Genomic DNA, 22,583 nt, shown 5'->3' on the forward strand with positions numbered 1-22,583 from the left:
TAACAGCGCGCAGCACATTGCACCCTTTTCGCGGCTTGTTGACGGGCTGACTTCTGTTCGGGTGAAGGTGTTACTATGGGGTAACACACTCTCTGTAGAACATCGTTCAAGCGGGACTCACCAGTCACGAACCTGGTCCGCTCTGGCAGGCTGTGCGCCATGGCTGAACTTGGGACGCTGGTGCTGCTGCGTCACGGACAGAGCACGTGGAACGCGGAAAACCTGTTCACCGGATGGGTGGACGTGCCGCTTTCGGAGACGGGCGAGCGCGAGGCTCGCCAGGGTGGCCAGCTGCTGGCCGAGGCGGAGCTGCTGCCGGACGTGGTGCACACGTCGCTGCTGCGCCGCGCGATCGGCACGGCGAACATCGCCCTCGACGCCGCCGACCGGCACTGGATCCCCGTCAAGCGCGACTGGCGGCTCAACGAGCGCCACTACGGCGCGCTGCAGGGCAAGAACAAGAAGCAGACGCTGGAGGAGTTCGGCGAGGAGCAGTTCATGCTCTGGCGCCGCTCTTACGACGCCCCGCCGCCCGCCATCGACCCGGCCGACGAGTTCAGCCAGGCCGGCGACCCGCGCTACGCCGACCTCGGCGACAACGCGCCCCTGACCGAATGCCTCAAGGACGTCGTCGAGCGCCTCCTGCCGTATTGGGAGTCCGAGATCGTCCCCGACCTTCGCGCGGGCAAGAACGTCCTGGTCGCCGCGCACGGCAACTCGCTGCGCGCGCTCGTGAAGCACCTCGACGGCATCTCCGACACGGACATCGCGGCCCTCAACATCCCCACCGGCATCCCCCTGCGCTACGACCTCACCGACGACCTCCAACCCATCAAGCCGGGCGGCCTGTACCTCGACCCGGAGGCGGCGGAGGAAGCCGCTGCCGCGGTGGCGAACCAGGGCCGCTGAGCTTTACCCAGTCACGGCCGAAGGGCCACTGCGCGAGCTGCGCGGTGGCCCTTCGGCGTAGACGGGGAGCGGGTCAGGCAGCGTTCAACGGGTCGATCGCCGACACCTTCCAGCCGCCGTCCGGCTGGCGGGCCAGGGTGAGGCGGACGGGGATGGTGCGGTCCTGTGGGCCGCCCTGTTGCTGGGTCGAGACGACGGCGTCGAGGAGGACCGTGGCGGTCTTGCCGTCCGCGGAGGCCGACGACACGGCGGCCGCGGACTGGGAGTTGAAGGAAGCCTTGGCGCCGCTGCTTTTCATGCTGTCGACGGTGGTCTGGCGGGTCGCGCGGAACTGCGTGAGGAGCGGGTCGACGGCGACGCTCTCGTAGCCGTCGTACACGGCGTCGGCGTTCTGGGCGTCGACGGTCAGCAGCACCGAGCCGGCGTGCCGGGCGGCGGCGAGGGCGGAGTCGCGGGTGACGGCGGGGCGCGGGGCGCCCGGGTCGGCCGCCGGGCCGAGGGTGCCGCGCGGGTTGAGGTTCAGGTCGCTGACGCGCCAGTGGTCGCCGGCCGGTGCGGCGGTCACGAGGACGACCGCGAGCGCCGCGTTGGTCTTGCCATCGGGGGCCTGGCTCTGCTGCTTGATCGCGGCGAGCACCGTGGCCCCGCCCGGCGACAGCGCGGTGACGCCCGAATCGATCACGTGCGTCTGCGTCTTCACCGGAGTGGTCTTGATCTGTGCGAAGGTCTGGTCGAACTGCGTGCGGGCGTTGCCGGTGAAGTACTCCTGCTCGTTCTTCGCCACCGCGGCCGTGTCGGTGGAGTCGAAGCTGAACACGGTCTCCACGGCCTTCTTGATCCCCGCGGAGGCGTCGCTCGTGGCCTTCGCGTCCACGTAGGCCAGGTTGGCGGGCTGCGGCGGAACCGCGGCCTTCCCGCCCACCGCCGAGCTGCACCCGGCAGCGAACAGGGCGAGCAACACCACGACACCACGCTTCACAGCAGACCGGCCTCCTTCGCGCGCGCCCCGGCCTGGAACCGCGACGTCGCCCCCAACGCTGCCATCAGCTCCGCGACGTAGCGCCGGTAGGTCCGCAGGCCGACGCCCATCGTGCGCGCCGCGGTCTCGTCGGTGCCGCCCGACAGCAGCAAGTCCAGCAGCCGCGGCGTGTGCCGGCGCAGCTCGGCGTAGCGCGTTTCGAACGCCGCGAGGTCCGTCGACGATCGCCACGCGGCCTCGAACAGCGACGAGATCCCGTTGACGAGGTCGGGTCGCGAAAGGACGGTGTAGCTGCGCCCGTCCGGCGTGACCTCGGCGGCGAGGATCGCGAGGCGCCCGTCGAGGATGATCGTCTCGTTGATCTCGCGCTCGGTGATCCGGATCTGCGCGCCGACCTTGCGCAGGAGGCGCAGGTGCTCGACGCTCGCCTCGTCCAGCAGCACGCTCGGCACGTAGATCTTGCGCGCCCGCCGGCCCTGCAGGTCGGGCACCGGGGGCACGCCGGTGCCCGGGCGCGAAGCCGCCCAGGTGAAGAGGGTGTTCGCGGCGCACGCGATGTCCGTGGCGCTGCCGAACAGGTGGGCGGTGCGGTCGAACAGCTCGCGTTCGCCGCGCACGGTCACGACGTCGTCGACTCGAGTCACGCACTCCAGTTTCACCTCGTGGAGCGACCGCGGCCACTGCCGGGTGGCAGCTTCCTGCCAATCCGGGCGACGCGAAAGCCGCCAGGTCACGCTGGAAGTCATGACCCAGACAGCACTTCCCGCCGCGGCCGCCGGCACGTGGCAGCTCGGCTCCCTGACCGTCAACCGCCTCGGCTTCGGCGCCATGCGGCTCGTCCCGTTCACGGGCGGCACCAGCGCCGACCGCGAGCGCGCCCTCACTGTCCTGCGCCGCGCGCTCGAGCTCGGCGTGAACCACATCGACACGGCGGCGTTCTACTTCACGCCGGAGTTCTCCTCCAATGAGATGATCAACACGGCCCTCTCGCCGTACGCCGACGACCTGGTCCTGACCACGAAGGTCGGCCCCGGCCGCGACCCGTCCGGCGAGTTCCTGCCCTTCGCGCGGCCCGACCAGCTGCGCGGCCAGGTCGAGGAGAACCTGCGCCAGCTCGCGCGCGACCACATCGACGTGGTCAACCTGCGCATCGGCACGGGTCTCGGCCGCGGCACGGGCTCCATCGCCGAGCACTTCGGCGCACTGGCCGAGCTGCGCGAGGCCGGCCTCATCCGCGAGCTGGGCATCTCCAACGTCGGCCCGGAGCACCTCACGGAGGCGCTGGCGATCGCGCCCGCGGTCTGCGTGCAGAACCAGTACGGCCTCACCGCCGTCCGCGAGGACGACGAGCTGCTGCGGCTCTGCGGTGAGCACGGCGTGGCCTTCGTGCCGTGGTTCGCCGTCGCGAGTGGACAAACCGACGAAACGGGCGTCGAAGAGCGCGTGGCGACGGTCGCGAAGCGCCACGACGCGACCTCGGCCCAGGTCCGTCTCGCGTGGACACTCGCGCAAGGTGATCACGTGCTCGCGATCCCGGGTACGGGCAACCCGGACCATCTGGCACAGAACGTCGCCGCCGCGCAGCTGCGCCTGACGGCCGGCGATCTTGCCGAGCTCGACGGAGCGTGAACATTTGTCCGGAAGATCTCGGCCGGGTGAACGGGGCCTGACACCAGGGCGAACTTGTCCCCTGTAGGTGTCACGCGCCTCACGACCGGGCTTCCAGGACTGGTCCGAAAGGCTACCGGGATGCTTACGATTCCCTCGTGACCACGCCTGTTGCCCTGATCTCGGCCATCGGCGCTCTTGTCGTCGGCGCGGTCGTCGGGTTTCTCATCGCCCGGGCTCGGGCCCGGAAGGAGACGGCACGGCCGGTGGGACCGACCGTGGCGGAGCTTCTCGAACGGCTGATCCGGTCGTCCCGGAGCGGCGTTATCGTCCTCAACCGCTTCGGTGACCTCGTGCTGCACAACCCGAGGGCCTACGAGCTCGGCCTGGTGCGCGTGAACCAGGCCGACCCGCGGGCCCGCGCCGCCGCCGAGCAGGTGGTGGAGACCGACGAGCCGATGGAGATCGACCTGTCGCCGCTCGAGAACCGTGGGCGGCGACAGCCCGAGGCCGTGCTCGGCGAGGTCCGCCCGCTCGGCGACGGCTTCACCGTGGTCGAGGCCGTGGACCACTCCGAGGCCATCCGCCTGGAAGCCGTGCGGCGCGACTTCGTGGCCAACGTGAGCCACGAGCTCAAGACCCCGGTCGGCGCGATCGCGCTGCTCACCGAGGCCGTGCTCGACGCCGTCGACGACGTGGACGAGGTCCGCCGCTTCGGCAGCAAGATCCTCCGCGAGTCGACCCGGCTGGGCACGCTCGTGACCGAGCTCATCGCGCTTTCGCGCCTGCAGGGCGCCGAACGGCTGCCGGACCTCAACGTCGTCGAGGTCGACGCCGTGGTGCGGGAGGCGCTCGGCCGGACAACGTTGTCGGCGGAGTCGGCGGAGATCACCATCACCACCGACACGGCGAGCGGCCTGCTCATCGAGGGCGACCGGACGCTGCTGGTCACGGCGCTGTCGAACCTGCTGGAAAACGCCGTCGCGTACTCGTCGCCGGGCAGCCCGGTGTCGATCTCGCGCCGGCTGGCCGACGGCATGGTCGAGATCGCCGTGACCGACCGCGGCATCGGCATCGCCGAAGACGAGCAGCAGCGCGTGTTCGAGCGCTTCTACCGCGCGGACAAGGCCCGCTCCCGCGCCACCGGCGGCACGGGGCTGGGCCTGGCGATCGTGAAGCACGTCGCGGCCAACCACGGCGGTTCGGTGGGCCTGTGGAGCAGACCCGGCACCGGGTCCACGTTCACGCTGCGGATCCCCGCGCACGTCAGCCCCGAGCCCGGCGGCGACGGCGCGCGTGGCAAACAGCAGACCCAGCCCGCCACCGTGGTGCGGCAGGACAAGACCCCCGAGCGGACACCCCGGCTCGTGGCAACCGGGCAGGAGCTCTCCAGCCCAGACCATGGAGGAAACCTGTGACGAGGGTTCTCATTGTCGAGGACGAAGAGTCCTTCGCCGACCCGCTCGCCTTCCTGTTGCGCAAGGAAGGTTTCACGGCCGCGGTGGCCGGGACGGGACAGCAGGCGCTCGAGGAGTTCGACCGCAACGGTGCCGACATCGTGCTGCTCGACCTCATGCTCCCGGGCATGAGCGGCACGGACGTGTGCAAGCAGCTGCGCCAGCGTTCGGCCGTGCCGGTGATCATGGTGACGGCGCGCGACAGCGAGATCGACAAGGTCGTGGGCCTCGAGCTCGGCGCCGACGACTACGTGACGAAGCCCTACTCGGCCCGGGAGCTCATCGCGCGCGTGCGCGCGGTGCTGCGCCGCGGCGGCGAGCCGGGCGCGGAGGGCGAGCTGGCGCCGCTGGTGCTCTCGGCCGGGCCCGTGCGGATGGACGTCGAGCGGCACGTCGTGACCGTGGACGGCGCCGAGGTTTCGCTGCCGCTCAAGGAGTTCGACCTGCTGGAGTACCTGCTGCGCAACGTGGGCCGCGTGCTCACGCGCGGCCAGCTGATCGACCGCGTGTGGGGCGCCGACTACGTCGGGGACACCAAGACCCTCGACGTCCACGTGAAGCGCCTGCGCTCGAAGATCGAGCCCGACCCGGGTTCCCCGCGCCACCTCGTGACGGTGCGCGGCCTCGGGTACAAGTTCGAGACGTGAGCCGCCGGTAGGTAAAACACCGGAGCACGGCCGGGGTGGCGGGGTTTTTTCTTGCCGCTCCGGCCGTTTTGGCTCCTGGGAAAACGCTTTATTTTTCACCCTGTGCGGGCGTTCGGCCACGCAGAGTCGAGCCCGGACCGAGTGGTGTTGGTTACAGTTTCGAGACCTGGCTGTGGGACCGGTACGCTGGATCCTCGTGCGCCTAGGGGTACTCGACGTCGGGTCCAACACCGTCCACCTGCTGGTGGTCGACGCCCATCGTGGTGCGCACCCGACGCCCATGCACTCGGAGAAGGCCGTGTTGCGCCTCGCCGAGCAGATCACGCGATCCGGCGAGCTCAGCCGTGCGGGCTCCGACCAGCTGGCCCGTGCCGTGGAGTCGGCGCGCGCTTCGGCCGTCCGGCTCGGGTGCGAAGAGGTGATGGCGTTCGCGACGTCGGCCGTGCGCGAAGCCAAGAACTCGGCGAAGGTGCTGGCCAGAGTCGCGGAAGAGACCGGCGTCGAGCTGAAGGTGCTCTCCGGCGTCGACGAGGCGCGCTTGACTTTCCTGGCGGTGCGGCGGTGGTTCGGCTGGTCGGCCGGCCAGGTGCTGGTGCTCGACATCGGCGGCGGCTCGCTGGAAGTCGCGATGGGCCGCGACGAGGAGCCCGTGCTCGCGGAGTCGCTGCCGCTGGGAGCCGGGCGCACCACGCGCACGCGCTTCCGCCACGACCCGCCCACGCGCTCGGAGGTCGTGGCGACCTCCGCGTGGCTGGAGGGCGAGCTCGGCGGGCTCGCGAAGAAGGTCGCGAAATGGGGTGAACCCGATCGGGTGGTGGCGACGTCGAAGACGTTCCGCTCCCTGGCCAGGCTCACCGGCGCGGCCCCCTCGGCGGCGGGCCCGCGCGTGCGCCGTACGCTCACGGACACCGCGTTGCGCCAGCTCATCGCCTTCGTTTCGCGCATGCCCGCAGCGGACCTCGCGCAACTCGAGGGGGTCAGCTCGAGCCGGTCGCACCAGCTCGTGGCGGGTGCTCTGGTGGCGCAAGCCGCCATGCGGGCGCTCTCCCTCGAAGAACTCGAGATCTGCCCGTGGGCACTGCGAGAGGGTGTCATCCTGCGACGGCTGGACCATTCCAACGGCGCGGACGAAACTGGGGCCGCCCTCACCGGCGTTTCGGCGAACGGGGAGGACCGGTGACAGCAGCGGACTGGACTTCGGTGACGGAAAACAGGCACGGTGAAGAGGTGACGGACATGCACAGCACGGTGTTCAGCGCGCGCGGCGCCGCCTGCGTCCGGCCGCCGGCGCGTGCCGTGGCCAACCCCGAGCGCGCTTTGGACAGCACGGTATGACCGACGAGAACGGCGCCCCGCCCCAGAAAACCGTGGCCGAACTGCTCGCCCAGCACGGGCAGCAGGTCGAGGGCTCACGGCGGCGCAGGCGTCGCGCAGCCGAAGACGACGAAGCCCCCGAGCCGCAGCCGGAGAGCGGCCGTCGCGCCGCGGGTGTGAGCGACACCGCCCCGCAGGCGATCATCGACCGTGTGACCAGTGACGGCGGCACTCCGCCGCCGCCTTCGCGCTCGGCGGGTGGCCGTCGTCGTTCGGACGGGCCCGCGGCCCCCGCGCCGCGGGCGGTGCCGCAGGAGTCGGGGCCGATGCAGCGTCCGCCTGCTCCTCCTGCGCCGCCTGCCGGTCCTCAGGGACCGGGTGGGTTGGCTGGTCCTGGTCCGGGTCCTGCGGGTCCTGCGGGTCCGGGTGGCCCCGGTGGTCCTGCCGGCCCACCGACGCGGTCGGTCCGGCCGGTGAACGGGCAGCAGGATTCCGGGTACGTTCGCCAGCCGCCACCTGAGTCGGGGCAGTTCGCCCGGCCGCCGGCTCCGCCGCAGGAGTCCGGGCAGTTCGTGCGGCCGCAGGAGACGGGCTACACGCGCCCGCCGGCTCCGCCGCAGGAGTCGGGCCAGTTCGCGCGGCCGCAGGAGTCGGCGCAGCTGCCGGTTCCGCCTTCGCCTTCAGCCGAGTCGAGCCAGTTCGTGCGTCCGCCGGCCCCGCCGCAGGAGTCCGGCCAGATGCCGGTGCCGCCGCGCGGCCGTCCGACGCGCCAGCAGCCGGTGCCGCCGCCGGGTGCGGAAGAGACCCGCAACCAGGTGCCGCCGGTCCGCCGTCATCCCGGCCCGCCGCCCGCGCCGGGCGGCCCGCTCGCGTCGCGCCTCGACGGTCTTGACGGCACGCCCGACGCCGATGTGCCCGAGCCGCCCATGGCCAGTGGCGCGTTCCCCACGGGAGCGCCGCAGCGTCCGCGCCGGGCGCCGGCCCGCCGTCCCGCGCCGCAGCAGGACCCGCACACGGAGCAGTTCGACGCCGTGGCCGGGGTGGCGCCGGAGGCGCCTGAGGTGGCTCCCGGTCCTGGCCCGGGTGGTCCTCGCCCCGGTGGTCCTCCCGCTCAGCCGCCGGGCTTGGCGGGTTGGCGCAAACGTCGTGAGCAGGAACAACTCGAGGACACCGAGATCGGCGTGATGCCGGTCGTCCCGGGCGAGTCCGCCGACGCCTACGCCGACGAGGACTACGCGGCCGACGACTACGCCGAGCCGTACGCCCCCGAGGGCGACTACGACGGCGGCCCGCCCACCATGGCCGCCCCCGCCGACTTCGACGCCGGCCCGCCCACCGCGGGCTACCCGGCGCCCATGCCGTTCGCCCCTGGCGGCGGCCCCGTCGACGACGACCTGTCCGAGTACGAGCGCGAGTTCGCCCAGCCGGGCTCCCCGGACTTCGACGGCGACGACTACGGCTACGACCAGCACGGCGACTACGAGGACGACTACGACGACGTCGCCCCCGAAGAGCCCGCCGCCGCTCCCGTGGCCGCCGAGCCGGCCCTCGAAGGCTCCCCCGGCAAACAGTGGCTCACCCTCGCGGGCCAACTTGCCCTCGGCGTCGTCGGCGGCGCCGGCGTGTGGCTCGGCTTCAACTGGCTGTGGGTCAACCTCGCGCCGGCCGCCCTCGTGGGCGCACTGCTGGTGATCGTGGCGCTGGTGTGGATCGTCCGCAAGATCCGCCGCGCGGAAGACCTGCAGACCACGCTGCTGGCCATCCTGGTGGGTTTGGTGGTGACGGTGTCACCTGCCGCCCTGTTGCTGGTGGGGCGTTAGGCGGTTTCGGGTTTGTCGGGAACTCCCGGTCTCGCTGGTTGCGGGCCGGGAGTTCTTGCGTTTACGGCGGGGGACGGCTTGGGCTTCGCTCGCCGTGGTCAAGACCACCTGGGGAGCCGCCTGGTGTTTGCGGTTGACGACGCCCGCGACCTCGCGCCCCAGCCAGGCGCTGTCCCCATCCGCGAACACGCGCCCACCCCACAGCACCTGCGACACGCCCACCCCGGGCAAGGCAGGATGTCCCCGTGAATGCGCCTGAGAAGCCGATACCTGTGGGCCTGAGCACTGCGTCGGTGTGGCCCCTGCGGGCGGGGGCGGCGTTCGAGCTCGCGGCGGAGCTCGGGTACGACGGGGTCGAGGTCATGGTGTGGGCGGACCCCATCAGCCAGGACGTCGCGGCCGTGCGCCGGTGGTCGAAGCGCACGAACGTGCCGATCCTTTCGATCCACTCGCCGTCGCTGTTGATCACGCAGCGGGTCTGGTCGCCGGATCCCGAGATCAGGCTGCGGAAGTCCGTGGAGGCCGCGGAGCAACTGGGGGCGCGGACGGTCGTCGTGCATCCGCCGTTCCGGTGGCAGCGGCGCTATGGGGACGGGTTCGGGGACCTCGTGGACGAGCTGGAAGAGAAATCCGGCATCGAGGTCGCCGTGGAGAACATGTTCAAGGTGCGTCCGCCGGGTGGGTCGCGGAACGCACGGGTGTCGGCGTTCCGGCCGTCGATCGATCCCACGGACGTCGGGTTCCGGCACTACACGCTTGATCTTTCCCACAGCGCCGCCGCGCGGATGGACGCGCTCGCGCTGGCCGAGCGGATGGGGGAGGGCCTGAGCCACGTTCACCTCGCCGACGGAACCGGCGTGCCCAAGGACGAGCACCTCATCCCGGGCCACGGGGGCCAGCCGTGCGCCGAACTGCTGGAAAAGCTGGTCAGCGACGGCTTCACCGGTCAGGTCGTGCTCGAGGTCAACACACGCCACGCCATCGCCACCGCCGAGCGGGCCCGCGCCCTCGCGGAGGCGCTGCTGTTCGCCCGGTTGCACCTCGGACAGTGACCAGGCCGTTAGCATGATCGGCTGTCCGGGCGGTCCCGGGCCCCGGGACACCCTCATCCGGCTCATCGACACGTAAAGTGCCGACCGTGAACTCGTTGCGATCGTTGAACTTCTCCGCCACATGCGCCGCCGTGGCCGGCCGTTCGTGAGCCGGGCCGAACAGACGGCGACGGCGTTCGACGCGGCCAGCGCGGTCCGCTCCCTCGGAGACGGGACCTTCACGGCCACGCTGAGAGCGGATTGGGCGATCGCGAACCATCCCCACGGCGGGTTCCTCCTGGCCCTGCTCGCCAAGGCCGCCACGGCCGTGCTCGGCGAACGCGGCGAACCCACGGTGGAACCACTGGTGGTCAGCGCCGAGTTCCTGCACGCGCCGGCACTGGGTCCGGTGCTGCTGCGCACCGACGTCCGCAAGGTCGGCCGCCGCGCGTCGGTGGTCGCGGTGCGGCTGGAGCAGCGCGGGCGCAGCTGCGTGGAGGCGCGCGTCACGACCGGGCGGCTGCCGATGCGCCGCCCGGACTGGAGCGACGTGCCGCAGCTGCCGGCCGAACCGCCTTCGGGCGCGGTGCCGCTGGGCGCCGAAACCTCCGAGGGCGTGTTCAACCTCTCCTCCAGCTGCGAGATCCGCGTGGACCCGGCCACGGCGGGGTACCTCGCCGGGCGTGCCGGCGACCCGCCGCGGCTGAAGTTGTGGGCACGTCCGCGAGACGGGATCGGCGACGTCTACTTCGCACTCCTCGCGGGCGACCTCAACCCGCCGGTGGTGGCCAACCTCGGCCGCGTCGGCTGGGCGCCCACGGTGCAGCTCACGGCGTTCCTGCGCACCCGCCCGGCCCCCGGCTGGCTGCGCATCCTGGTGGAATCGCGTTCGGTGCACGAGGCCTGGTTCGACTCCGACGCCACGGTGATCGACTCCCAGGGCCGCCTCGTCGCGCAGGCGCGCCAGCTCGCGCTCGCCCCGGCACCCGGAGCCTGACGCGCGTTTGGCACTCTCAGTGGCATGAGTGTGATTGCGGTGCTGGGCGCGGGAAAGATCGGCGAAGCCCTCCTGTCGGGGCTGCTGCACGGGGGCCACGCGCCCGGCGACCTGCTCTTCACCGAGCGCTACGAGGGCCGCGTCCGCGAGCTCGAGGAGCGCTACCCGGGGATGCGCGCGGCCACCGTGGAGGACGCCGCCAAGCGCGCGGACGTGCTCGTGGTCGCCGTGAAGCCGCAGGACATCGAGCCGGTGCTGGCGGAGCTGGCGCCGCTGCTCGGCGCGTCCTCGCTGGTCGTCTCGCTCTGTGCGGGGCTGCCGACGGCGCTGTACGAGCGGCGCCTGGCTGACGGTGTGCCTGTGGTCCGCGTGATGCCGAACACGCCGATGCTGGTCGGCGAGGCCATGAGCGCGATGTCGCCCGGCCGCTACGCCACCGCCGAACACCTCGCCACGGTCCACGAGCTGCTCTCGCACGTCGGCCAGGTCGTCGAGGTACCGGAATCGCAGCAGGACGCCGTCACGGCCCTCTCAGGCTCGGGACCGGCCTACTTCTTCTACCTGGTCGAGGCCATGATCGATGCCGGCATCCTGCTCGGCCTGCCGCGCGCGCTCGCGGGGCAGCTGATCATCCAGTCGGCCGTGGGCGCCGCGAAGATGCTCGCCGAGGGCACGGACCACCCCGTGCTGCTGCGCGAGGCCGTCACGTCGCCCGCCGGCACCACCATCAACGCGATCCGTGAGCTCGAAAAGCACGGCGTCCGGGCGGCTCTGCTGGACGCGATCGAGGCCGCGCGCGACCGTTCTGAAAAGCTCGGCCGCGCCCACGAGGACTGACAAAACCGGCAAACCAGACCCGAGTGGGTAATCCGTGCGGCGAAAACCCGCAGGTAGGGGCCCATCCCGGTGACAGCCGTCGCACTAGTCCCACGTGTCCCGCTACCCTCTAGAAGAGCACGTGCGTGTCGATACCACAGGTGGGGAAGCCTCGTGGCGCGACACGTGTCGAAGGACGCGGTAATCATGTCGCCGAACAAGAAGGAGGATTTGCCCTCGGTCGGGCAGGTCCAGTTTTTGACGGTCGCCGAGGTGGCCACGCTGATGCGGGTCTCGAAGATGACCGTGTACCGGCTGGTGCACTCGGGTGAGCTCCCCGCTGTGAGGGTGGGGAAGTCGTTCCGGGTTCCCGAAAAGGCCGTGCACGAGTACCTGCAGGGTGCCTACTTCGACGTCGGATAGCAGCTCAGCGCGGCGCGCCGCTCCGTTGAGGACGGCGGTCGGGCGGGGTCTGGGCGGTCGCCGGGCATGTGTTCACCCATGCCCGCCGACCGGCCCGCGTCGGCACGCGGGTAACCTGGTAAATCGCTCGTGCCTGTGCGCTCCACCCGTTGGACGCTGCGCCGGGCAGCGTGACCGACGACAACTGAGGAGCGCCCATGGGTTCCGTGATCAAGAAGCGCCGCAAGCGCATGTCCAAGAAGAAGCACCGCAAGTTGCTTCGCCGTACGCGAGTGCAGCGTCGGAAGGCCGGCAAGTGAGCCAGCCCCACAGCTGATGCGCCGTGGCCCGTCCAGTCTCTGGACGGGCCACGTCCATTTAGTGGGCCTTCTCCCCCGATTGAGTGAGGCGTGAGTCGCAATTCTCTGGTGGAGTTGTAAATACGAAGTAAGACCTGGTCAGGGCACCCCCTGGCGCCGGTAACATCGGTGGGGCGTCCGCGCGATGCTTCCAATGAGTGCAGGCTCGTGCACTTCGGGTGATCATCCACCCTCTTACGCCCAGCCGAACAGCCCAGCCGCACAGGGAGTCCCATGCCGTCGAACATCGTGCTCGTCACCGGGGTCGCGGGAGACGTGGGCGGGAAGCTGCTCGCCCGCCTCGGCACCAACTCCGCCTTCGAGCGCGTGATCGGCGTCGACACCGCGCCGCCCGCGAAAGACGTCCTGCAGCGGATGGGCAGCGCCGAGTTCGTGCGCGCCGACATCCGCAATCCGCTGATCGCCAAGGTCATCAGCAGCGCCGGCGTCGACACGGTGGTGCACACGGCGTGTCTGACCCACCCGGCCGGGCCGAGCCGCCGCTCCGCCGTCAAGGAACTGAACGTGATCGGCACCATGCGGCTGCTGGCGGCCTGCCAGAGCTCGCCGAAGGTGCGCAAGCTCGTGGTCAAGTCCACCGCGGCCGTCTACGGGGCGGGGGCGCGTTCGCAGGCCGTGTTCACGGAGGACTCCGAGCTGATCCCGGCGTCGTCCACCGGCTACGCGAAGGACGCCGTTGAGGTGGAGGGCTACGTGCGCGGCTTCGCCCGCCGCCGGCCCGACATCACGGTCACGCTCGCGCGCTTCGCCAACGTCATCGGGCCCGAGGTCGACACGGTGCTCTCGCGCTACTTCGCGCTGCCGGTCGTGCCCACCGTCTTCGGCTACGACGCGCGCCTGCAGCTGCTGCACGCGTCCGACGCGCTGGGCGTGCTGGAGCAGGCCGTGCTGCAGGACAAGCCGGGCGTGTTCAACGTCGCGTCGGAAGGGGTACTCGGGTTGTCCCAGGCGATCCGCCGGGCGGGCCGGGTGGGGCTGCCGATGCCGAGCGCCGTGGTGCCGTCCGTGGGCAAGGTCCTGCGGGGCGCGCGCGTGGTCGACTTCTCGGCCGACCAGGTCCGCCTGCTGAACTTCGGGCGGGTCGTGGACATCACGAAGCTCAAGAAGGAGTTCGGCTACCAGCCTCGCTTCACCACGCGCGAGGCGTTCGACGACTACACCACGGGCCGCGGCCTGCGCCCGGTGTTCGACGGCGCCCGGCTGGCCTCGCTGGCCGGCAAGGTCCTCGTGGCCGCCGCGACCGGGCAGGCCGGCCGATGAGCCCCGTGACCGGAAGTGAGGCGCACACCGTGAACGGGGCCGAGGCTCAGGTGATCCCGCTGCACGGCCCGGGGCGGGTTTCGCAGCCGGCCGCGCCGCCGTCGTCCTCGTCGGAGCCGTCTTCGGACGCGCCGGTGGTGGCCTTCCCGGCCGCCCCGCCGTCGCCCGCCGAGCCGGAACCCTTGCCGGAGTCCGTGCGGTCGGCGCTGGCCTTCCTGCGAAACCGGCTGACGGGCGACTACACCGTCGACGAGTTCGGCTTCGACGCCGAGCTCACCGAGACCCTCGTGCTGCCGCCGCTGCGCGCGCTGTACGAGAAGTGGTTCCGCGTCGACACCTTCGGCGTCGAGAACCTCCCGACGGCCGGCGGCGCGCTGCTCGTGTCGAACCACTCGGGCACAGTGCCGCTCGACGCGTTGATGACCGCCGTCGCCGTCCACGACGAGACGGGCGGGCGCCACCTGCGCGGCCTCGGCGCCGACCTGGTGTTCAAGATGCCGCTGGTGGGCTCGTTCGCGCGCAAGTCGGGCCAGACGCTGGCCTGCAACGCCGACGCCGAACGTCTGCTGAGCGCCGGCGAGCTCGTCGGCGTGTGGCCGGAGGGCTTCAAGGGCATCGGCAAGCCGTTCTCCGCGCGCTACAAGCTGCAACGCTTCGGCCGCGGCGGCTTCGTCTCCGCCGCGATGCGCGCGGGCGTGCCGATCATCCCGGTGTCCGTCGTCGGCGCGGAGGAGACGTACCCGAAACTCGGCGACATCCGCCTGCTCGCGCGGCTGCTCGGCCTGCCGTACTTCCCGGTCACGCCGTTCTTCCCGCTCCTGGGCGCGCTCGGCGCCGTCCCGCTGCCGACCAAGTGGACGATCGAGTTCGGCGAGCCCATCCGCACGGACGACTACACCCCGGACGCCGTCGACGACCCGATGCTCGTGTTCACCCTGACGGACCAGGTGCGGGAATCCATCCAGCAGACCCTGTACCGCCGCCTCGCCCAGCGCAAGAACATCTTCCGCGGCTGAGCCGGCTCAGCCCGTCGGCGACGACGTCAGCGTCGGCGGTAAGCCATCCCCGCCGCGACGGCGCCCGCGAGCGCACCCGCGCCCAGGACCGACGGGACGCCGATCTTCGCCGCCTTGCGGCCCGTGCGGAAGTCGCGGATTTCCCAGCCTCGGGCGCGGGCCACGTCGCGCAGGCCGGAGTCCGGGTTGATGGCCACGGCGGTGCCGACGGCGGACAGCATGGGCACGTCGTTCTGCGAATCGGAGTACGCCGTGCAGCGCTTGAGGTTCAGACCTTCGCGCGAGGCGAGCGCACGGACGGCGTGGGCCTTCGCGCGGCCGTGGAGCAGGTCGCCGACCAGGCGGCCCGTGTAGACGCCGTCCTTGGTTTCCGCGACGGTGCCCAGGGCGCCGGTCAGGCCTAGGCGCCGGGAGATGATCGCGGCGAGCTCGATGGGCGTGGCCGTCACGAGCCACACGCGCTGGCCCGCGTCGAGGTGCATCTGGGCGAGCGCGCGGGTGCCGGACCAGATCTTGTCGGCCATGAGCTCGTCGTAGATCTCTTCGCTGATGCTGGTGAGCTCTTCGACGGTGCGACCGGCCACAAAGGACAGTGCGCGCTCGCGGTGGGACTTGATGTCCTCCTTGTTCTCGCGCCCGCCCAGGCGGAACTTCACCTGCTGCCACACGAAACCGGCGAGGTCGGAGGACGTGAAGAACTTGCGCGCCGCGAGGCCGCGCGCGAAGTAGAAGATCGACGCGCCCATCATCATCGTGTTGTCCACGTCGAAGAACGCGGCCGCGGTCAGGTCCGGCGGCGCCGGGGGCACGGCGGGCTCGGCGTTCGCCGTGATCTGGGCGGCCTCGGCCGACGCCTCGCCCGCGAGCGTGGCGAGCCGTTCGAGCTCCTGACTCTTATCCTTGCCACGCCAAGCTGACACGCACACCGCCTCCACGTTCGGGCACGTCCCGGCGGCCGGGAACGGCCGGGTCCTGACGCACAGCGTAGCGACCATGCGACTCACCCGTTCCAGGTGTGGTGAGGGCCTCGATCAGGGGTTGCCGACGCGCCGCGTGATCACCCGATGACGATGGGCGGAAGGCCCGGCAGCAGTGGCGGGATCGAGATCAACGGCGGCGGCGGGCTGGTCGTCGGCAGCCTCGGCGTCGTCGGCGCGGTGATCGGCGGCGCGAACACCGGCGGCGGAGTCGTGGCGCTGCCGCCGGACGTCGGCGTCGGCGTGCCGGACACGGCCAGGTCCGGCGAGGACGACGTCCCGGTCGCCGGCGGCACCCCGCTTTCGGTGGGCGTAGGGGTGGAGCCGGGGGACGAAGGCGAGGTCGACGCGGAACCGGCAGGACGCGCGGGCTGCTGCGTACACGCGCCCCGCGCCGGAAGCAGGCCCAGCTCGTCGGAGCTGCCCGTGGTGATCTCGTAGCAGTTCAGCCGCGAAACCAGTGCCGACGTCCGCTGCTGCACGCGGGTCAGCAGCCCGCGCGCACCACTCAGGTCCGCCCGCGCGGACGTCGGGATCCGCGGCTGCTCGGCCGCCAGCAGCCGCGCCTGCTCCTTCGTCCACGTCTCGAGGTCCGACAGCTGCGTGCGCCCGCTGCCACCCGTCGCCAGGGTCGTCAGCGCCGTGACGCCCGCGCGGACGTCGCTGCTGAAATCACCGAGAGCCGTCCGGTACGCCGAAGGCGACGCGTCCGTCATGAGCCCCAGCTCGCTCACGCGGTTGGCCGCGAAGTCCAGGTGCTTTCGCGCCTTGGCCTCGTCGCCGAACGTCAGCCCCAGCGACGTCTCCTCGCCCGCGCGCTTCACGGTGTACAGCGCGTCGCCCGGCATGGCGTTTCGTGACAGCAGCAGCGTCAGCCCCGCCAGCCCCAGCACGAGCGCGATGCCGGCCGCCACGAGATCGGCCATCCGCGGTTTCCACCGTCGGCGCGCGACGGGCTCGCCGAGCCGGCCCTCGATCTCCGCCCGGATGCGCTCGCGCGTCTCGACGTCGGGCGCGCCCGCCTCGCCCAGCGAGCGCAGGGCGGCGACCACGGCCAGCTCATCGGCGAACTCGCCGTCGCGCTCCACGGGCGACGGGTCCAGGGCGCGATCGAACCGCTCGTTCTCGGCTCGATCCCGCGAAAACCACCCGGGCACGCCCACGGTGCTGCTCCGTCTCCACAAAGCTTCACAAAGCTCTACAAGCCCCGGCCCTGACAGCCGGTCTGCGTGGAGAAACGATTAAGAAGACGAAGAAGTTACGGTTGCGCCGGGACGTGAAAAAAGTCAGCGCAGCCCGGTGGGCAGCAATTGGGCCAGCCGGCGGACAGCCCGATGCTGCAACGCCTTGATAGCGCCCTCGTTGCGGCGCATCACCTGGGCCGTCTCCGCGACCGACAGCCCCTGCAGGAACCGCAGCACGATGCACTCGCGCTGGTCCTCGCCCAGCTCGGCGACGCAGCGCAGCAGCTCCGCGCGGGTCGCGCCTGCGATGGCCTGCTGCTCCGGCCCGGCCTGCGCGGCCGGCCCGACGGCCGAAACCGGTGCCGAGCCCGGCTCGCTCACCTCGTCGGTCACGACCTCGAGGCGGAAGCGGCTCGACTTCACGTGGTCGAGGATCAGGTTCCGGGCGATCGTGACGAACCACGCGCCGACGTCGCGGCCCTGGTAGCTGACCGACGTGATCCGGCGCAGTGCGCGCAGGAACGTCTCGCTCGTGACGTCCTCGGCCAGCTCGCGGTCGCCGAGGCGGAACAGCGCGTAGCGGTAGACGACGTCCACGTACCGGTCGTAGAGCTTCCCGAACGCGGAGGAGTCGCCCTCCTGCGCTTCGCGGACGAGGTCCCACGCCTCGATCTTGGCGGCTTCGGCGGGGTCCGGGGCCGGCGCGGCCTCGGTCGCGCGGGTCAGCGGGACGGCGGCGGGGCGCCCGAACGCACGTTCGGCGAACATCACGACGGGGCCGCGGTTCGCGGTGGTCGGCAGGGTCACAGGGCGGCACCTCCTGCGGTCCGAAGGCCGCGCGGGCGGCCTTCGCGATGGGCAGTGCCCTTGTCCCCCACACGAGCGGAGAGGGGCCGCGTTGCGTGTTCCACGACCGCGTAAACGGCGCAGACCAGCAAGTTCGTCACGGTGACTCCCTTTCTCGCGTCACCCGGCAGTGATCAACGCCACCCGGCGACGCAGTGCAGCATACGTGTAGTTACCGCGAAGTAGGTAGAGGTCCCGCGGTACCGGAGGTGCGACGATCGCGCGGCATCCCCGTTACGGGTGACAAGATGACAAAAGGGCTACAGCAGGAAGGGGGCCCGGTGGAGGGTGTCGCGCAGCTGCTCACCAAGGCGGCAGCCAGGTGGGCGGACGAAACGGCCGTCACCGAGACCGGCACGGGGGCCGCGCTCACCTGGCGGGAGCTCGACGAGGCGGCCCACGCGCAGGCGCGGCGGCTCGTCGAAGCCGGCGTGGCGCCGGGCGACCGGGTCGTGCTGCGGCTGCCGACGTCGGCGGATTTCGCCGTCGCCCTGTACGGCGTGCTGCGCGCCGGCGCGATCGCCGTGCCGCTGTCTCCGCAGGCGCCTGCGCCGGAGCTGGAGCGGCTGCTGACGCACTGCGACCCCCGGATCGCGATCCAGCGGGATGACTCCGAGTTACCTGACGGCCTCACCGCGTTGTCACCACGCGGCGAGCCAGGGGGAGACCCCGTGGACCTCGGCCGCGGCGGCGAGGACATCGCGGTGATCTCCTACACCTCCGGCACCACCGGCCCGCCGCGCGGCGTGCTGCTCTCGCACCGCGCGCTGCTGGCGAACCTCGAGCAGCTCAGCCGGGTCGACGGCGTGCTGGTGCACGAGGACCGCATGCTCGTGACCATTCCGCTGTTCCACGTCTACGGCCTCGGGCCCGGCCTGCTGCAGGCGACGTCCGTGGGCGCGACGCTCGTGCTCTCGGAGCGCTTCGAGCCGGCGAAGACGCTGGACGACTGCGCCGAATACCGCGTCACGTCGATCGCCGGCGTGCCGACCATGTACATGGAGTTCGCCGACCTCGGCGCCGAGGAGTTGGCGCGCGGGCTCGCGACCGTGCGGATGCTGACCTCGGGCGCCGCGCCGCTGCACCCGCGCGTGCTGACGGCAATCCGCGAGGCCACCGGCCACGAGGTCTACGAGGGCTACGGCCTCACCGAATGCGCGCCCGTGGTCACGTCGACGCTGGTCACGGGCTACCCGAAGCCCGGCTCGGTCGGGCGGCCGCTGCCCGGCATCGAGCTGCGGCTGGTCGACAGCGACGGCACCGAGGAGGGCGTGCCGCTCGACCCGGACGACGTCGCCGACGTCTTCGAGTCCGGCGGCGACACGGGACTGGTGTCGATCCGCGGCGCGAACCTGTTCTCCGGCTACTGGCCCGACGGCGCGCACGGCCCCGACGCCGAGGGCTGGTTCCGCACCGGCGACGTCGGCTACCTCGACCTCGACGGCGACCTGCACCTGGTCGACCGCGCCAACGACCTGATCATCGTCAATGGATTCAACGTCTACCCCCACGAGGTCGAGGACGTGATCTCGCGGCTGCCGGGCGTGGCGGAGGTCGCCGTGATCGGGGTCGTCGACGAGCGCAGCGGCGAGGCCGTGAAGGCCGTGGTGGTGCCTGCCGACGGCGCGGCGCTGTCGGAGCAGCAGGTGAGCGACCAGTGCGCGGCGAACCTGGCCGGGTACAAGGTGCCGCACCTCGTGGAGTTCGCGGAGAACCTGCCGCATTCGGCCACCGGGAAGCTGCGGCGGCTCAAGCTGCGCTGAGTGCGTCCGGCCGGGTTCTAGACTGCGGTGGTGCATCAGGTGACGGTGATGACGCGCGCCGGCTGCCACCTCTGCGAGGTGGCCGAGGCCGAGGTCGCGCGGATCTGCGGCGAGCTCGACGTGCCGTGGGAGCTCGCGGACGTCGACAGTGACGCCGAGTGGCGAGCCGAGTACGGCGACCAGGTTCCGGTGATCCTCATCGACGGTGCGGAACACGGGTACTGGCGCGTGGAGGAAGAGCGGTTCCGCCTGGCCCTGATCGGATAGTTCCGCCGGATAGTCCGATGCGGTAATCAAGTCGTAAGGGTTCCGGGCGATATCGGGGTCTGAGCCCGCCGAAGATGGTGGGGTGAGCGCGTTGAAGGAAGCCCCGCAGGTAGTCAAGCCCCCCGAGCCGCGGCGGCTGTCGTTGCTGATCGCGTCGTTGATCGGGCTGGCGGCCTTGGTCACCGCATTGGGCGTGGGGCATCTCATCGCCGGCTTCGTCGGTTACAACGCGTCGCCGTTCGTGGCCGTCGCCGACTTCGTGATCGCGCACAGCCCGCACGCCGTGGTGGTGTGGGCGGAGCAGACGCTCGGCACGGCGGACAAGACGGTGCTGAAGATCGGCCTCGCCGTGGTGCTGGTGCTGTTCGCGGTGCTGGCCGGGCAGGTTTCACGCCGGACGCCGCGGGGTGGCCAGATCGTGGTGGTGCTGCTCGGCATCGCCGGTGTCGCGGCCGTGTACGAGCGCACCGACGTCGGGCAGCTCGCGCTGCTGGCGCCCGTCGTGTCGCTGGCGGCTTCGGCGTTCGTGTTCACCTGGCTGCACCACTACGCGCTGCCGACGGCGTTCGACGACAGCCGTCCGCCGAAGGGGCCGACGCGGCGGCAGGTCCTGTCGCGCGGGATCGGCGTCGCGGCGGGCGCGGGGGTCGCGGCCGTCGCCGGGCAGGCGATCTCGAGCACGGGCAGCGCCGATCAGTCGCGCGCGGCCGTGGGACCGCTCGTCGCCGCGCGCAAGGCCCCGCCGCTGCCGCCCGATGCCGATTTCCAGAAGCTGGGCTCGCCGCCGTTCATCACGCCGAACTCGGACTTCTACCGCATCGACACGGCGTTCGTGGTGCCGCAGGTGCGCACCGAGGAGTGGAACCTGAAGATCCACGGCCTCGTCAACCGCGAGGTTTCGTTCTCCTACAACGACATCCGCTCGCGGCCGCTCGTGGAGCGCGAGATCACCATGACCTGCGTCTCCAACGAAGTCGGCGGGGATCTGATCTCCACGGCCAAGTTCATCGGCGTGGACCTCGTCGACCTGCTCAACGCGGCCGGTGTGCAACCGGGCGCGGAACAGATGTACGCGACGAGCATCGACGGCTTCACCTGCAGCACCCCCGCCAAGATCGCCCTCGACCCGACGCGCGGCGCCATGCTCGCCATCGGCATGAACGGCGAACCCCTGCCCGTCGAACACGGCTTCCCCGCGCGCATCGTCATCCCCGGCCTGTACGGCTACGTCTCCGCGACGAAGTGGGTCACCGACCTCGAGTTCGCCAAGTGGGACGACCGCCAGTCCTACTGGCTGCAGCGCGGCTGGGCCGAACAGGCACCCATCAAGACCGAATCGCGCATCGACACCGCCAAGGTGACCTCCGGCAAGCTCCGCGTCGCCGGCACGGCGTGGGCCCAGCACATCGGCATCGCGAAGGTCGAGGTGCGCGTGGACCAGGGCCCGTGGCAGCCGGCCACCCTGTCGACCGAGGTCAACAAGGACACCTGGCGCATGTGGTGGACCGACCTGGCCGTGCCGTCCGGCAGCCACACCGTGACGGTGCGGGCCACCGACCAGTCGGGCTACACGCAGACGGACCAGGCCGCCGAGCCTGTACCGGACGGCGCCTCGGGCTGGCACTCGGTGATGGTCAACGCCTGACTTGTTCTCGGCTGGTCAGCCGAGCCGGGTGTGGGAGATCAGCTCCCCGAACTGCTCCAGTGCGGGCTCCACGCGGTCGAGGTCGAACCGCCCTTCGTTCCACACCAGGACCTCGCCGCCATCGATGCGAAACGGTCGCGGGTGGGCGGTGAGCCATGTCTGAGCTTCGGGGGTGAGGACCGTGGCGTCGCCCTCGAACACGAACCGCCGATCGAAGTCGGGATTACCGGTCGCGCTCCCGCCCACGCCCAGCCGTCCCGCGACGACACCCGCAACCCCGCGGCGCCGCACAGTGAGTGCTGGCGCGCGGTACGTCCACCCCCGCTCGCCCGCCCCGGCGGCAAAGGTCGCGGTCCGGCGCCGGTACCCGCGCAGGTACCAAAGCCCGTAACCGCCGACGACAAGCGCCAGGACGACATACCAGTACCAGCGCCCGGCCAACGCTCGCCCACCTCCACGTCAACGGCTGACGGGCTTCAGCCCGGCAGCTTCTGAAAACAGCTGGTCCGGGTCGCCCTCGACGAGCATCCTCACCGGCCGCCGTGGACCCCGCTCAGCAACGGCACCAGCTCGGCCAGATCCGCCACCGCCGGCTCCACCCGCTGGGTGTTGAACCGGCCGCCGTCCCAGGTCTCGGCCATGCCCGCGACCACGCGGAACGGGCGGCCGTGCCGGCGTAGCCACTCCTGCATGGCGGGTGTCACCGGGCCGTAGGTGACCCAGTCCTGGTCGAACGGCTCGTCGCCGGTGCCGGCGCGGTTGAAGCCGAGGTCGCGGGCGAGCCGGCCCAGGGTGTCGCGCGGGGCGGCGTAGACCTCGGGCGCGGGGAAGGGCAGGCGCACGCCCGTGAGCTGCGTCCAGCGGCGGCGGGCGCGGTTCTGGTGGCCGACGACCTCGCTGTACTCGAAGGACAGCACCTCCAGCTCACGCCAGTGCCCTGCGACGGCGTGCCAGGTGCGGCGGCGGCGGCCGTAGCCCTCGAACGGGCGGCCGTAGCAGCGGCCGACGAGGTCGGGCTCGCGTTCGGTGTAGGACCAGCCGCGGTCGGCGGCGAAGGACTGGATGGCGGCGCGGTGGCGTTGGTAGCGCCGGTAGTACAGGTAGGCGCCGCCGATGACGACGATCGGTGAGATCACGTACCAGATCCAGTGGGTGGCCATCAGCCTGAACAACCTCCGAAACGCGGGCAGGGCGCGGATGATCTTGCCCGGCCGGCCCCGGTGCCCGGCGCCACTCGCGCCGCGGTCACCTGATCGGGGGCAGGT

The 22,583-nt window shown here is 71.4% G+C and carries 24 protein-coding genes; 16 read left to right on the forward strand and 8 right to left on the reverse strand.

Annotated elements, in window-relative coordinates; translation table 11 throughout:
* The first annotated feature begins 159 nt into the window (after positions 1–159).
* Positions 160–909: a phosphoglyceromutase gene (locus K1T34_RS20975; protein ID WP_220245923.1), complete on the forward strand. Its 750-nt coding sequence runs from the start codon at positions 160–162 to the stop codon at positions 907–909.
* A gap of 73 nt (positions 910–982) precedes the next feature.
* Here the strand turns inward: K1T34_RS20975 and K1T34_RS20980 are convergent, their stop codons facing one another.
* Both K1T34_RS20980 and K1T34_RS20985 read right to left on the reverse strand, forming a co-directional pair.
* Positions 983–1,888 carry a hypothetical protein gene (locus K1T34_RS20980; RefSeq protein WP_220245924.1) on the reverse strand — a complete coding sequence of 302 codons (906 nt, stop codon included), beginning with the start codon at positions 1,886–1,888 and terminating at the stop codon, positions 983–985.
* On the reverse strand, positions 1,885–2,532 hold the full coding sequence (locus K1T34_RS20985; RefSeq protein ID WP_220245925.1) for a DNA-binding response regulator: 648 nt from the start codon (positions 2,530–2,532) through the stop codon (positions 1,885–1,887). The genes K1T34_RS20980 and K1T34_RS20985 overlap by 4 nt, the downstream gene beginning before the upstream one ends.
* A 100-nt stretch (positions 2,533–2,632) precedes the next feature.
* Here K1T34_RS20985 and K1T34_RS20990 point away from each other — a divergent pair, with 100 nt between their 5' ends.
* The 4 genes from K1T34_RS20990 (at position 2,633) to K1T34_RS21005 (ending at position 6,780) form a co-directional block, all read left to right on the forward strand.
* Positions 2,633–3,517: an aldo/keto reductase gene (locus K1T34_RS20990; RefSeq protein ID WP_220245926.1), complete on the forward strand. Its 885-nt coding sequence runs from the start codon at positions 2,633–2,635 to the stop codon at positions 3,515–3,517.
* A 137-nt stretch (positions 3,518–3,654) separates the two neighbouring features.
* Complete coding sequence (locus K1T34_RS20995; protein WP_220245927.1) at positions 3,655–4,914, forward strand: cell wall metabolism sensor histidine kinase WalK; 1,260 nt, start codon at positions 3,655–3,657, stop codon at positions 4,912–4,914.
* Positions 4,911–5,600: a response regulator transcription factor gene (locus tag K1T34_RS21000; protein ID WP_204091841.1), complete on the forward strand. Its 690-nt coding sequence runs from the start codon at positions 4,911–4,913 to the stop codon at positions 5,598–5,600. The genes K1T34_RS20995 and K1T34_RS21000 overlap by 4 nt, the downstream gene beginning before the upstream one ends.
* Positions 5,601–5,796: 196 nt before the next feature.
* Positions 5,797–6,780, forward strand: a complete 984-nt coding sequence (locus tag K1T34_RS21005) for a Ppx/GppA phosphatase family protein (RefSeq protein ID WP_220245928.1) — start codon at positions 5,797–5,799, stop codon at positions 6,778–6,780.
* On the opposite strand, the gene K1T34_RS21010 is transcribed toward K1T34_RS21005, so the two are convergent.
* Entirely contained in the window at positions 6,746–6,991 is a 246-nt protein-coding gene (locus K1T34_RS21010) for a hypothetical protein (protein WP_220247901.1), read from the reverse strand. The genes K1T34_RS21005 and K1T34_RS21010 overlap by 35 nt on opposite strands.
* Before the next feature lie 396 nt (positions 6,992–7,387).
* Between K1T34_RS21010 and K1T34_RS21015 the strand changes: the two genes are divergently transcribed.
* From K1T34_RS21015 to K1T34_RS21050, 8 genes are all read left to right on the forward strand, one after another.
* On the forward strand, positions 7,388–8,734 hold the full coding sequence (locus tag K1T34_RS21015) for a hypothetical protein (protein WP_255638625.1): 1,347 nt from the start codon (positions 7,388–7,390) through the stop codon (positions 8,732–8,734).
* Between the two features lie 245 nt (positions 8,735–8,979).
* The gene (locus K1T34_RS21020) at positions 8,980–9,786 is read left to right on the forward strand and encodes a sugar phosphate isomerase/epimerase (protein WP_255638626.1); all 807 of its coding nucleotides are present in this window, start codon (positions 8,980–8,982) and stop codon (positions 9,784–9,786) included.
* 121 nt (positions 9,787–9,907) lie between these two features.
* On the forward strand, positions 9,908–10,762 hold the full coding sequence (locus K1T34_RS21025) for a thioesterase family protein (RefSeq protein WP_220245930.1): 855 nt from the start codon (positions 9,908–9,910) through the stop codon (positions 10,760–10,762).
* A gap of 24 nt (positions 10,763–10,786) precedes the next feature.
* Positions 10,787–11,599 (forward strand): pyrroline-5-carboxylate reductase, encoded by an 813-nt coding sequence (gene proC, locus K1T34_RS21030; protein WP_220245931.1) that lies wholly within the window; start codon positions 10,787–10,789, stop codon positions 11,597–11,599.
* Positions 11,600–11,785: 186 nt separating this feature from the next.
* Positions 11,786–12,001 (forward strand): helix-turn-helix domain-containing protein, encoded by a 216-nt coding sequence (locus K1T34_RS21035; protein ID WP_101436173.1) that lies wholly within the window; start codon positions 11,786–11,788, stop codon positions 11,999–12,001.
* A 197-nt stretch (positions 12,002–12,198) separates the two neighbouring features.
* Positions 12,199–12,300 (forward strand): 30S ribosomal protein bS22, encoded by a 102-nt coding sequence (locus K1T34_RS21040; protein WP_007030867.1) that lies wholly within the window; start codon positions 12,199–12,201, stop codon positions 12,298–12,300.
* Positions 12,301–12,573: 273 nt separating this feature from the next.
* Complete coding sequence (locus tag K1T34_RS21045) at positions 12,574–13,620, forward strand: NAD-dependent epimerase/dehydratase family protein (RefSeq protein WP_220245932.1); 1,047 nt, start codon at positions 12,574–12,576, stop codon at positions 13,618–13,620.
* 5 nt (positions 13,621–13,625) lie between these two features.
* Positions 13,626–14,636, forward strand: coding sequence for a lysophospholipid acyltransferase family protein (locus K1T34_RS21050; RefSeq protein WP_370643754.1), 1,011 nt, complete (start codon positions 13,626–13,628; stop codon positions 14,634–14,636).
* A gap of 26 nt (positions 14,637–14,662) precedes the next feature.
* Here K1T34_RS21050 and K1T34_RS21055 read toward each other — a convergent pair whose 3' ends face one another.
* The 3 genes from K1T34_RS21055 to K1T34_RS21065 all read right to left on the reverse strand — a co-directional run bounded on the left by K1T34_RS21055 (position 14,663) and on the right by K1T34_RS21065 (position 17,604).
* Positions 14,663–15,571: an HAD family phosphatase gene (locus tag K1T34_RS21055; protein WP_220247323.1), complete on the reverse strand. Its 909-nt coding sequence runs from the start codon at positions 15,569–15,571 to the stop codon at positions 14,663–14,665.
* A gap of 122 nt (positions 15,572–15,693) precedes the next feature.
* Complete coding sequence (locus K1T34_RS21060) at positions 15,694–16,776, reverse strand: DUF5667 domain-containing protein (protein WP_220245934.1); 1,083 nt, start codon at positions 16,774–16,776, stop codon at positions 15,694–15,696.
* Between the two features lie 123 nt (positions 16,777–16,899).
* A complete protein-coding gene (locus tag K1T34_RS21065) occupies positions 16,900–17,604 on the reverse strand; it encodes a sigma-70 family RNA polymerase sigma factor (protein WP_255638627.1) in 705 nt (234 codons plus the stop codon).
* Positions 17,605–17,891: 287 nt separating this feature from the next.
* Between K1T34_RS21065 and K1T34_RS21070 the strand changes: the two genes are divergently transcribed.
* The 3 genes from K1T34_RS21070 (at position 17,892) to K1T34_RS21080 (ending at position 21,318) form a co-directional block, all read left to right on the forward strand.
* Positions 17,892–19,406 (forward strand): AMP-binding protein, encoded by a 1,515-nt coding sequence (locus K1T34_RS21070; protein ID WP_220245935.1) that lies wholly within the window; start codon positions 17,892–17,894, stop codon positions 19,404–19,406.
* Between the two features lie 27 nt (positions 19,407–19,433).
* Positions 19,434–19,673, forward strand: a complete 240-nt coding sequence (locus tag K1T34_RS21075) for a glutaredoxin family protein (protein WP_220245936.1) — start codon at positions 19,434–19,436, stop codon at positions 19,671–19,673.
* Between the two features lie 82 nt (positions 19,674–19,755).
* Entirely contained in the window at positions 19,756–21,318 is a 1,563-nt protein-coding gene (locus K1T34_RS21080; RefSeq protein ID WP_220245937.1) for a molybdopterin-dependent oxidoreductase, read from the forward strand.
* A 15-nt stretch (positions 21,319–21,333) separates the two neighbouring features.
* On the opposite strand, the gene K1T34_RS21085 is transcribed toward K1T34_RS21080, so the two are convergent.
* Positions 21,334–21,759 (reverse strand): hypothetical protein, encoded by a 426-nt coding sequence (locus K1T34_RS21085; protein WP_220245938.1) that lies wholly within the window; start codon positions 21,757–21,759, stop codon positions 21,334–21,336.
* A gap of 89 nt (positions 21,760–21,848) precedes the next feature.
* Complete coding sequence (locus tag K1T34_RS21090) at positions 21,849–22,478, reverse strand: hypothetical protein (RefSeq protein WP_220245939.1); 630 nt, start codon at positions 22,476–22,478, stop codon at positions 21,849–21,851.
* Between the last annotated feature and the right edge of the window lie 105 nt (positions 22,479–22,583).

This window comes from Amycolatopsis sp. DSM 110486 (assembly GCF_019468465.1).
In the GTDB taxonomy this organism is placed as follows: domain Bacteria; phylum Actinomycetota; class Actinomycetes; order Mycobacteriales; family Pseudonocardiaceae; genus Amycolatopsis.